This window comes from Rhodovulum strictum (genome assembly GCF_009649175.1).
Lineage (GTDB): Bacteria > Pseudomonadota > Alphaproteobacteria > Rhodobacterales > Rhodobacteraceae > Rhodovulum > Rhodovulum strictum.
In genome coordinates this window covers 40,418-52,201 of sequence record NZ_WJPO01000029.1, presented here as the reverse complement: position 1 = coordinate 52,201, position 11,784 = coordinate 40,418, and the positions used below count along the sequence as shown (strand labels likewise).

The 11,784-nt window shown below is 67.2% G+C and carries 6 protein-coding genes; all 6 read left to right on the top strand.

The genetic code is table 11. The features are described from left to right. Positions 1–474: 474 nt before the first annotated feature. The 6 genes from GH815_RS15525 to GH815_RS15500 are packed head-to-tail and all read left to right on the top strand — an operon-like array spanning position 475 to position 11,782. Entirely contained in the window at positions 475–2,853 is a 2,379-nt protein-coding gene (locus tag GH815_RS15525) for a glycogen/starch/alpha-glucan phosphorylase (RefSeq protein ID WP_153749668.1), read from the top strand. 43 nt (positions 2,854–2,896) lie between these two features. Then, positions 2,897–5,098, top strand: coding sequence for a 1,4-alpha-glucan branching protein GlgB (gene glgB / locus GH815_RS15520; RefSeq protein ID WP_153749667.1), 2,202 nt, complete (start codon positions 2,897–2,899; stop codon positions 5,096–5,098). Positions 5,099–5,119: 21 nt separating this feature from the next. Beyond that, on the top strand, positions 5,120–6,385 hold the full coding sequence (gene glgC, locus GH815_RS15515) for a glucose-1-phosphate adenylyltransferase (protein WP_407072190.1): 1,266 nt from the start codon (positions 5,120–5,122) through the stop codon (positions 6,383–6,385). After that, positions 6,382–7,809 (top strand): glycogen synthase GlgA, encoded by a 1,428-nt coding sequence (gene glgA, locus GH815_RS15510; RefSeq protein WP_153749666.1) that lies wholly within the window; start codon positions 6,382–6,384, stop codon positions 7,807–7,809. The genes glgC and glgA overlap by 4 nt, the downstream gene beginning before the upstream one ends. After that, entirely contained in the window at positions 7,806–9,893 is a 2,088-nt protein-coding gene (gene glgX / locus GH815_RS15505) for a glycogen debranching protein GlgX (RefSeq protein ID WP_153749665.1), read from the top strand. The genes glgA and glgX overlap by 4 nt, the downstream gene beginning before the upstream one ends. Further along, entirely contained in the window at positions 9,890–11,782 is a 1,893-nt protein-coding gene (locus GH815_RS15500; RefSeq protein WP_153749664.1) for a 4-alpha-glucanotransferase, read from the top strand. Before glgX ends, GH815_RS15500 begins: the two co-directional genes overlap by 4 nt. Positions 11,783–11,784: the final 2 nt, after the last annotated feature.

Genomic DNA, 11,784 nt, shown 5'->3' with positions numbered 1-11,784 from the left:
AAGACCTTCCTTTCCGCCATCGCCCTCGCCGCAACCGTCCTGTTCTGGCTTTGACGATCAATGAGTCTGGAGCCTAGGGCCGAAACCTACATTTCTTTGACAAGTGCGGGACATGATTGGCTCGACAGCCGCTCATTGTTTGGGCGCTTTCTAAAGAACATCGAGTCAAACTTGCCTACGATAGCAGTATCGTTTGCGCTTGCTTGGCTTCTCTATCTTCTCGGGCCTCCGGCGCAATAGGCCTTTGTTGCAATCGCAGCAAGCGTAGGGTGGGTGAAACCCACCACCTGCCCGCACTCACGCCGCCCGCCGGTGGGTTGACATCCACCCTGCGCAAGAGGCGTCGGTGCCTGTTTGAGAGGCGATGCGGGGGTGTGCGGGCGGGCTGGCCCCATGCGCTCTTGCGGGTCGCGCGATTCCCCGCCCATATCGGGGCGACGGCATGTGCCCCCCTCAACCGCCCGGACCCATTTCATGACCGATACAGGCTTTCGCGACAGCATCCCCCGCCATCTGATCTATGCGCTGGGCACCGACCCGCAGAATGCCACGCTTGGCGACTGGCGCATCGCGTTGTCGCTGGCGGTGCGGGATCGGCTGGTGGATGCGTGGCTGGCCTCGGCTCGGGCGGCGCGACAGGCGGGGGCGAAGCGGGTCTATTACCTGTCGATGGAATTCCTGATCGGCCGCCTGCTGGAAGACGCGATCATCAATCTGCGGCTCGAGGAGGAGGTGCGCGCGGCGCTGGCCGCGCTGGGCCTGTCCGCCGACGAGGTGATCGCGGACGAGCCCGATGCCGCGCTGGGCAATGGCGGTCTGGGGCGGCTGGCGGCGTGTTTCATGGAATCGCTGGCCACGCTGGGCGTTCCGGCCTTCGGCTATGGCATCCGCTACGAGCATGGGCTGTTCCGTCAAAGCTTTGTCGAGGGGCGGCAGGTCGAGGAGCCCGAGGACTGGCTGACGCAGGTCCATGCCTGGGAATTCCGGCGCCGCGATGTGCGGCTGCGGCTGTGCTTTGGCGGCGAGGTGGTCGATGAGGGCGGCAAGCCGGTCTGGCATGGCGCCGAGGCGGTGATGGCGCAGGCCTATGACACGCCGATGATCGGCTGGCAGGGGAAATGGGCCAATGCGCTGCGGCTGTGGTCGGCAGAACCGCTGCATGGCTTCGATCTCGACCGGTTCAACCGCGGCGATTATGCCGCCGCGGCCGAGCCCGAGGCGCTGGCGCGCACGATCAGCCGCGTCCTTTATCCCGACGACACGACCGAGCGGGGCAAGGAGTTGCGGCTGAAGCAGGAGTATTTCTTTACCGCCGCCAGCCTTCAGGACATCCTGCGCCGGTTCGAGGCCGAGGGCGGTGCGCTGGCCGATCTGCCGAAAAAGGCCGCGATCCAGTTGAACGACACGCATCCCGCGATTGCCGGGCCGGAACTGGTGCGGCTTTTGCATGACGAGCGCGGGATGGCGCTGGATCAGGCGATCGAGACCGCGCGGGGCTGTCTGTCCTATACCAACCACACGCTGTTGCCCGAGGCGCTGGAACGCTGGTCCGAGGATCTGATGACCCGCCTGTTGCCGCGCCACATGCAATTGATCGAGCGGATCGACGCGGCCCATGCCGCCGAAAAGCCGGACCGCAAGGTTGCGCTGGTGCAGGAGGGCGAGGTGCGGATGGGCGAGCTGGCCTTCGTCATGGCGCACAAGGTCAATGGCGTCTCGGCGCTGCATACCGGCCTGATGAAGCAGACGGTTTTCGAGGAACTGCACCGCCTGCATCCCGACCGGATCGTGAACGAGACCAATGGCGTCACCCCGCGCCGCTGGCTGTTCTCGGCCAATCCGCGGCTCAGCCGGTTGATCTCCGGCACCATCGGCGAGGGCTGGGTCTGCGATCTGGAACGGCTTTGCGAGCTTGAGCCGCAGCTTGACGATGCGGCCTTCCTTGACGCCTATGCCGGGGCCAAGCGGGCGAACAAGGCCGATCTGGCGGGCTGGCTTGCGGCCGAGCACGGTGTGCAGATCGACCCCGAGGCGCTGTTCGATGTGCAGATCAAGCGCATCCACGAATACAAGCGCCAGCATCTGAACATCCTGGAAACCATCGCGCTCTGGCAGGAGATCAAGGCAAACCCGAACGCGCCCTGGGTGCCGCGGGTCAAGATCTTTGCCGGCAAGGCCGCGCCCGGCTATGTCTTTGCCAAGGAGATCATCCGGCTGATCAACGATGTTGCCGCAGTGGTCAATGCCGACCTCGAGACGAACCGCTTCCTCAAGGTCGTGTTCCTGCCGAACTACAATGTCAGCCTTGCCGAGCGGCTGATCCCGGCCTCGGACCTGTCCGAACAGATCTCGACCGCGGGCAAGGAGGCGTCGGGCACCGGCAACATGAAATTCGCGCTGAACGGGGCGCCGACCATCGGCACGCTGGACGGTGCGAACGTGGAAATCCGCGACCGGGTGGGCGAGAAGAATTTCTTCCTGTTCGGCATGACCACCGACGAGGTCGTTGCCCGCCGCGCCGTGCCCGATCATGCCCGGCAGGCGATCGCGGCCGACAAGCGGCTGGGCGGCGCGCTCAAGGCGGTGTCGCAGGGCGTGTTCTCGCCGCGCGACCGGCACTGCTATCGCGGCTTCGTGGGCAACCTGACCGGGCATGACTACTTCCTCGTCTGCTCGGATTTCACCGCCTATTGGGACGCCCAGCGCCGCGTCGATGCTGCCTTTGCCGAGCCTGCGGTCTGGTGGCCCATGGCCGCGCGCAACACCGCGCGCACAGGATGGTTCTCGTCCGACCGGACGATCCGGGGCTACATGGCGGATATCTGGGGGGCGTCGTCGCTTGACCCGGCGTGAGGACATGGCTTGCATGTCGCCACGCGCGGCTTAGGCTGCGCGCATGAGCCCAGCCCCGACGCCCGCCCCCACGCCATTTCCGCCGCCCGAGGATGCGCGGCGGGTGCAGGCCGGTACGCATGACGATCCGTTTTCCGTGCTGGGACGGCATGGGCGTCGCGTGGCGGCGTTCCATCCCGGCATTGCGACGCTGGAGGCCGTTTCAGGTGCAGCCAGCCACCCCCTGACGCGCCACCCCGACGCGCCCGACCTGTTCACCGGGCACCTGCCGGGCGATGCGCCCTATCGGCTGCGGGCAAGCGACGGGGCGGGGCAATCCTGGGAGTATGACGATCCCTATCGCTTTGGCCCTGTGATCGGCGAGATCGACGAATATCTGCTGGGAGAGGGCACGCATCAACGGCTCTGGCAGGTCCTGGGCGCCCATGTCCGCACGCATGAGGGCGCAGAGGGCACGCATTTCGCGGTCTGGGCGCCGAACGCGCGCCGTGTGTCGGTGGTGGGGCCGTTCAACGGCTGGGACGGGCGGTGCCATCCGATGCGGCGGCGCGGTGCGACCGGGGTATGGGAAATCTTTCTGCCCGGCATCGGCGAGGGCGAGGTCTACAAATACGAGATCCTGGGCGCCGAAGGGCAGGTTCTGCCGCTCAAGGCCGATCCGCTGGGCTTTGGGGCAGAACATCCGCCCAGCACCGCCAGCACCGTGCGCGACATCTCGGGCTATGGCTGGAAGGACGATGCCTGGATCGAGACCCGCGCCGGGCATAATGCCCGCAACGCCCCCATCTCGATCTACGAGGTGCATCTGGGCTCGTGGCGGCGCCGGATCGACGAGGGCAACCGCCCGCTTTCCTATCGCGAGGCGGCCGCGGAACTGGTGGATTACGCCCATGACATGGGCTTTACCCATCTGGAATTCCTGCCGCTGTCCGAACATCCGTTTGATGGCTCCTGGGGCTATCAGCCGGTCGGGCTGTTCGCCCCCACCATCCGCCACGGCCCCCCGCATGAGTTCCGCGACCTGATCGACGCGGCGCATCGCAAGGGGCTGGGCGTCATCCTTGACTGGGTGCCAGCGCATTTCCCGACCGATGCGCATGGGCTGGGCCGGTTCGACGGCACCGCGCTTTACGAACATGCCGACCCGCGCGAGGGATTCCACCACGACTGGCAGACGCTGATCTACAATTTCGGCCGCAGCGAGGTCGCCAATTTCCTGTTCTCGAACGCGCTTTACTGGCTCGAGGAATTCCATGTCGACGGGCTGCGCGTGGATGCCGTGGCCTCGATGCTGTATCGCGATTATTCCCGCAAGGACGGCGAATGGATCCCGAACATCCATGGCGGGCGCGAGAACCTGGAAGCCATCGCCATGCTGCAACGGATGAACAGCCTCGCCTATGGCGAGGTGCCGGGCATCCTGACCGTGGCCGAGGAAAGCACCTCCTTTCCCGGGGTGTCGCAGCCGGTGGATGCGGGGGGGCTGGGCTTCGGCTACAAGTGGAACATGGGCTGGATGAACGACACGCTCGATTATTTCGGGCGCGCGCCGGTGCATCGGAAATACCACCATCACCAGCTGACATTCGGCCTGCTTTACGCGTTCTCCGAAAATTTCGTGCTGCCGATCAGCCATGACGAGGTGGTGCATGGCAAGGGCAGCATGCTGTCGAAGATGCCCGGCACCGATTGGGAGAAATTCGCCAACCTGCGCGCTTATTACGGTTTCATGTGGGGGCATCCGGGCAAGAAGCTGCTGTTCATGGGCCAGGAATTCGCCCAGCGGGCCGAATGGAACCATGCCGGGCAACTGGATTGGGGCGTTCTGGGAGCAGAATGGCATGCGGGCGTGCAACGGCTGGTGCGCGACCTGAACGCGCTTTACCGCGCCACGCCTGCGCTGCACGTCAGGGATTGCGAGGCCGAGGGGTTCCGCTGGATCGAGGCGAATGCGGCCGAGATCTCGGTCTATGCCTGGCTGCGCCTTGGCGCCCCCGGCGATCCGCCCGTGGCGGTTATCTGCAACCTTACGCCGGTCGAGCGGACGGGGGTGCGGCTGGGGCTGCCGCAGGCGGGGCAGTGGCGTGAGGTGCTGAATACCGATGCATCTGCCTATGGCGGAGGCAATCGCGGCAATCTGGGCGGTGTTCTGGCGCTTGACCGGCCGCATCACGGGCTGCCCGCCTCGGCGGAATTGACGCTGCCCCCGCTTTCCGTGCTCTACCTGATGCTGGACGGGGTGTGATTGACGAGGGGGGATTTGACGATGGAGATGCGCTACAGCCGATTGTCCAGCCGGACCATGGCCTTTGTTCTGGCGGGCGGGCGCGGCAGCCGGTTGATGGAACTGACCGACAACCGCGCGAAACCGGCCGTCTATTTCGGAGGCAAGACGCGCATCATCGACTTTGCGCTGTCCAACGCGCTGAATTCCGGCATCCGCAAGATGGCCGTGGCCACGCAATACAAGGCCCATTCCCTGATCCGCCATTGCCAGCGCGGCTGGAACTTTTTCCGGGCCGAGCGGAACGAATATCTCGACATCCTGCCCGCCAGCCAGCGGGTCGACGAACATACCTGGTATCTGGGCACCGCCGATGCCGTGACCCAGAACATCGACATCGTGGACAGCTATGGCGTTGATTACGTTCTGATCCTTGCGGGCGATCACATCTACAAGATGGATTACGAGATCATGCTGCGCCAGCATGTCGCCAGCGGGGCGGATGTGACCGTGGGCTGCCTGACCGTGCCGAAAACCGAGGCCAGCGCCTTTGGCGTGATGCAGGTGGATGCAACCGACCGGATCACCGCCTTTGTCGAAAAGGCTGCCAACCCGCCCACGCTGCCGGGCGATCCGACGACCTGCCTTGCCTCGATGGGGATCTATGTCTTCGACTGGAAATTCCTGCGCGACCTGCTGATGCGCGACGCTGCGGATCCGAATTCGAGCCATGATTTCGGCAAGGATCTGATCCCGCAGATCGTCCGCAACGGCAAGGCGATGGCGCATCGCTTCGCGGAATCTTGCGTGCGCGACCAGCCCGAATCCAATGCCTATTGGCGCGACGTGGGCACGGTGGATGCGTTCTGGAAGGCCAATATCGACCTGACCGATTTCACCCCGGAACTGAACCTGTGGGACCGCAACTGGCCGATCTGGACCTATTCCGAAAGCGTGCCGCCCGCGAAATTCGTCCATGACGAGGAAGACCGGCGCGGTACGGCGGTATCATCCATGGTCTCGGGGGGCTGCATCATCTCGGGGACCGAGGTGCGCAATTCGCTTCTGTTCACCATGGTTCATACGAACTCGTTTTCGGTGCTCGATCATGCGGTGGTGCTGCCCTATGTCACCGTCGGCCGCCATGCCCGGCTGAAGAATGTGGTGATCGACCGCGGCGTGGTGATCCCGAACGGGCTGATCGTCGGCGAAGACCCCGAGGAGGATGCGAAATGGTTCCGCGTCAGCGAAAGCGGCATCACGCTGATCACCCAGTCGATGTTGAACCGGCGGGCGGCGGCGGCATGATGCGGGTTCTGTCCGTCGCCTCGGAATGCGTGCCGCTGGTCAAGACCGGGGGGCTGGCCGATGTGGTGGGCGCGCTGCCCGCGGCGCTGGCGGCCGAGGGGGTCGATATGCGGGTGCTGCTGCCCGGCTACCGGCCCGTGCTGGCCGCGCTGCCCGCAGCCGAAACGCTCTGGCAGGACGACGGGTTTTTCGGCGGGTCGGCGCGGCTGTTGCGCGGGACGGCGGGGGGGGTGTCGCTTCTGGTGCTGGATGCCCCGCATCTTTATGACCGCCCCGGCGGCCCCTATCTGGACGAGGCCGGGCAGGACTGGCCCGACAATGACGCGCGCTTTGCCGCGCTGTCCTGGATGGCGGCGCAGATCGGGGCCGAGGGGGCGGGCGACTGGCGGCCCGATCTGGTGCATTGCCACGACTGGCAGGCGGGGCTGGCGCCGCTTTATCTCAAGGCGCGCGGCGTCGATCTGCCCAGCGTGATGACCGTGCACAACATGGCCTTTCGCGGGCTGACCGCGCCTGACCGGCTGGCCGCGCTTGCCCTGCCCGGCTGGGCGTTTCAGCCCGAGGGGATGGAATTCTACGGCCAGATCTCGGCGCTGAAGGCGGGGCTGGTCTATGGCTGGAAGGTCACGACCGTCAGCCCCACCTATGCGCGCGAACTGGCCAGTCCCGAGTTCGGGGCCGGGCTTGACGGCGTGATCCGGGCGCGTGGGGCGGATGTCTCGGGCATCCTGAACGGCATCGACGAGGCCATGTGGAACCCCGCCACCGACCCCCATATCGCGCCCTACAAGGCCCCGCGGGGCAAGGCGAAGGTATCCGCCGCGCTGGCCGAGGAGATGGGCCTGCCCGAGGGCGATGGCCCGCTTTGCGTCGTGGTCTCGCGCCTGAGCGCGCAAAAGGGGCTGGACCTGCTGCTTGACGTGCTGCCGCGTCTAGTGGCGCGGGGCGGGCGGCTGGCGATGCTGGGCTCGGGCGATCCGGGGCTCGAAGCCGCCTGGCGCAGAGCAGCCGAGGATTATCCGGGTGTCGCCGTACGCATCGGCTATGACGAGGCGCTGTCGCACCGGATGATCGCGGGGGGCGACGCGATCCTTGTGCCCTCGCGCTTTGAACCCTGCGGGCTGACGCAGCTTTACGGCCTGCGCTATGGCACCGTGCCGGTGGTGGCGCGCACCGGGGGGCTGGCCGATACGGTGATCGACGCAAATCCCGCGGCGCTGGCGGCGGGCGTGGCGACGGGCGTGCAGTTCGCCCCCGTCACCGCCGAGGCGCTGGCCACTGCGCTGGACCGGCTGTGCGACCTGTACGCCGACGCGCCGACCTTTCAGAAGATCCAGCGCAACGGCATGCGGGCGCCGGTCGGCTGGGGGGTGTCGGCCGCCGCCTATGCCGCGCTTTACCGGGAGATCGCGCGCCCCCGATGAACCTGCCCACGACGATCACCGCCGGCCGCCCGGACCCGCTTGGCGCCCATTTCGATGGCGAGGGCGTCAATTTCGCGCTGTTCTCGGAACATGCCAGCCGCGTCACGCTATGCCTGTTCGACGCGACCGGCCGCCACGAGATCGCCAATATCGACCTGCCCGAATGTACCCATCACGTCTGGCACGGCCATATCGCCGGGCTGATGCCGGGCCAGCATTACGGCTATCGCGTCCACGGCCCCTATCGCCCCGATCAGGGGCATCGCTTCAACCCCTACAAGCTGCTGATCGACCCCTATGCGCGGCGGCTTTCGGGCCATCCGATCTGGAACGACGCGCTGATGGGCTACGAGCTTGGCGCCCCGCGGGCCGATCTGAGCTTTGACAAGCGCGACAGCGCCCCCTTTGCGCCGCGTTCCATCGTTGTGGCCGGCAGCTTCGATTGGGGCGCGGATGCCCCGCCCCGCACGCCGCTGACCGAAACCGTGATCTACGAGGCGCATGTCCGCGGCCTGACCATGCGCCACCCCCGCGTGCATGCGCCGGGCAAGTTCCGCGCGCTGGCCTCGGACCAGATGCTGGACCATTACGCGCGGCTCGGGATCACGGCGATCGAGCTTTTGCCGGTGCATGCCTTTCTGAACGACCGTTTTCTGGTCGAAAAGGGACTGCGGAACTATTGGGGCTACCAGACGTTGGGCTATTTCGCGCCCGAGCCGCGCTATATGGAAAACGGCGACATCGCCGAGTTCCAGCGCATGGTCGCCCGTCTGCATGCCGCCGGGATCGAGGTGATCCTGGATGTGGTCTACAACCATACCTGCGAGGGCAACGAGCTTGGCCCGACCCTTGCCTTTCGCGGTATCGACAATGCCAGCTATTACCGTCTGGCCGAGGATCGGCGTCGTTACATCGACGACACGGGCTGCGGCAACACGCTGAACATCGACCATCCTATGGTTCTGCGGATGGTGATGGACAGCCTGCGCTACTGGGTCGAGGTGATGCATGTCGACGGCTTCCGCTTCGATCTGGCGGCGGCGCTGGGCCGGGGGCCGGGCGGGTTCGAGGCGCGCGCGGCGATCTTTCAGGCGATCCGGCAGGATCCGGTTCTGGCCCGCGTCAAGCTGATCGCCGAGCCCTGGGATATCGGCCCGGGCGGCTACCGGCTGGGCGGCTTTCCGGCGCCGTTTCTGGAATGGAATGACGGGTTTCGCGATGCGGTGCGCAGCTTCTGGCGGCGCGATCCGGGGCGGGCGCCGGATCTGGCCGGGCGGCTGACCGGCTCGGCCGCGCAATTCGACCATTCCGGGCGGCCCGCGACATCCTCGGTCAATTTCATCGCGGCGCATGACGGGTTCACGCTGGCCGATGTGGTCAGCTACGCCACCCGCCACAACCTTGCCAATGGCGAGGAGGGGCGCGACGGGCATTCGGCGAACTACTCGGACAATTTCGGCATCGAGGGGCCGAGCGACGATCCGTCGATCCTTGCCGCCCGGGCGCAGCGGCGGCGCAACATGATGGCGACGCTTCTGCTGGCGCAGGGCACGCCGATGATCCTGGCGGGCGACGAGCTGGGCCACACCCAGCAGGGCAACAACAATGCCTATTGCCAGGACAATGCGATTTCATGGCTCGACTGGCATGGCGCCGATGACGCCTTCCTGCGCTTTACCGCGCGGATGATCGCCTTTCGCAAGACGCATCCGATCCTGCGCCAGAAGCTGTTCCTGCATTCCCGCGAACGCGCCATCGACGGGATCGAGGATCTGTTCTGGCGCCGCGCCGATGGCGCGCCGATGACCCGCGCGGATTGGGAGGATCCGGACCTGCGGCTGATCGCGGTCGAACTGCGCACCGCCGCCGGAACGCCGGAATATGCCGCGCAGGAACACGCGATCTTTGCCGTGCTGAACGCAGGCGGCGCGGTCGCGGTGACGGTGCCCGAGGCGCCGCGCGGCCAGCGCTGGAGCCTGCATCTGGACACATCCCGCCCCGATCTGGTGCCTGCGCCGGTCACGGGGGCGCTGGCAATGCCCGCCGAGGCCGTCGCAGTGCTGGTGCTGGAGCCCGCGTCTTGAGCCCCGCCTTGGCGGCGCTTGCGGCGCGGGCGGGCATCCTGCCGCGCTATGTCGATCTGACCGGCGCGACCCACGAAACCGGTTCCGCGACCGCGCAGGCGCTGCTGGCGGCGATGGGGCTGCCCGCCATCACCGAGGCCGAGGCCGCCCAAACGCTTGCCGCGCTGCAAGCCGCCGAGGCTGCCCGGCCGCTGCCCGACTGGATCGTGGTCGAGGCCGGGATCGCGCCGGTCCTGCACCCGCGCCATGCCGGAGAGTGGCACCTGACGCTTGAGGACGGCACCTGCCACGCGGGCCGGGCCGAAGATACCCTCACGCTTCCGCCCCTGCCGCTAGGCCTGCATGATCTGACCATCGCGGGCCAGCGCATGACGCTGTTATCCGCGCCGCCCCGCCTGCCGCTGCCGCCGCGTGGCTGGGGGGTGACGGTGCCGCTTTATGGCCTGCGGGATGCGGAGACCGGCGGGCTGGGGGATTACGCCGATCTTTGCGCGGTCGTTGCCGGGATCGGGGCGCTGGGCGCGGGTTTCGTGGGCATCAACCCGATCCATGCGGGCTTTCCGGGCGATCTGCAGGCGATCAGCCCCTATTCGCCCTCCAGCCGACGGCGGTTCAGCGCCGCGCATCTGGCCTGTCCGGGCGAGGCTGCGACCCCGTCGGGCAAGCTGGTCGATTACGCGCCCGCCATTGCCGCAAGGCTGACCTGCCTGCGCGCCGCCTTTGCCGCGATCGGCCCCGGCGAAAGGGCGACACTGGCCGGGTTTCGCGCGGCCGAGGGGGCGGATCTCGATAGGTTCGCCCTGCATCAGGCGCTGTCGGACCGCTTCGGCCCCTACTGGTCCGACTGGCCCGAAGCATATCGCGCGCCCGATACGCCGGAGGTCCGCACCTTTGCCGCCGACAATCCGGACGCCATTGCCTTTCACGCCTGGCTGCAATTCCGCGCCGAAGGCCAGCTTGCCGATATCCGCGCAGCGGGCCGGGATGCGGGCATGGCGCACGGGCTCTACCTAGACCTCGCGGTCGGCACGCATCCGGCGGGGGCCGAGACATGGGCCGATCCGGGGCTGTTCGCCCGCGGCGCCACGCTGGGCGCACCGCCCGATCCCTTTGCGCCGCAGGGCCAGAACTGGTCGCTGGCGCCGATGATCCCGCAGGCGCTGGCCGCCCGCGGTTTCCGCCCGCTTGCCGAAATCCTGCGCGCGCAGTTGCGCCATGCCGGGCTCTTGCGGATCGACCATATCCTGGGCTTCGAGCGCGCCTTCTGGGTGCCCGCCGACGGCCCCGGTGCCTATGTCGCCATGCCCAAACCCGCCCTGCTGGCCGTCGCGCGCATCGAGGCGGCGCGGGCGGGCGCGGTGATCGTGGGCGAGGATCTGGGCGTGATACCCGAGGGGTTGCAGGCCGATCTGGCCGCGTCGGGCATCCTGGGCTGCCGCCTTGCGATGTTCGACCCGCATCCCGAGAACTGGCCCGAGGCGGTGCTGGCGAGCTTCGGCACCCATGACCTGCCCCCGTTCGAGGGTTGGCGGCAGGGCGCCGATATCGGCTGGCACGCCCGCCTTGGCCATGTCGCGGCCGAGCGGGTTGCGGACATGCACCGTCACCGGCAGGACGCGGCCGCCGATCTTGCCCGCCGCGCCGGTGGGGCGGATGTCGACGCGCTGAACCGCTATCTTGGCGCCACGCCCGCCCGTCTGGTCGCGCTTCAGATCGAGGACATGCTTGGTGCGACAGAGCAGGCGAACCTGCCCGGCACGGTGGACAGCCACCCCAACTGGCGCCGCCGGATCGGGCCGGGACCGGCAGCACTTGTGCAGCACGAGGCGGTTCTGCGCGCGGCAAGGGCGATGGACCAGTCGGGGCGCCGGGGCCGAGGCGACGCCTAGCA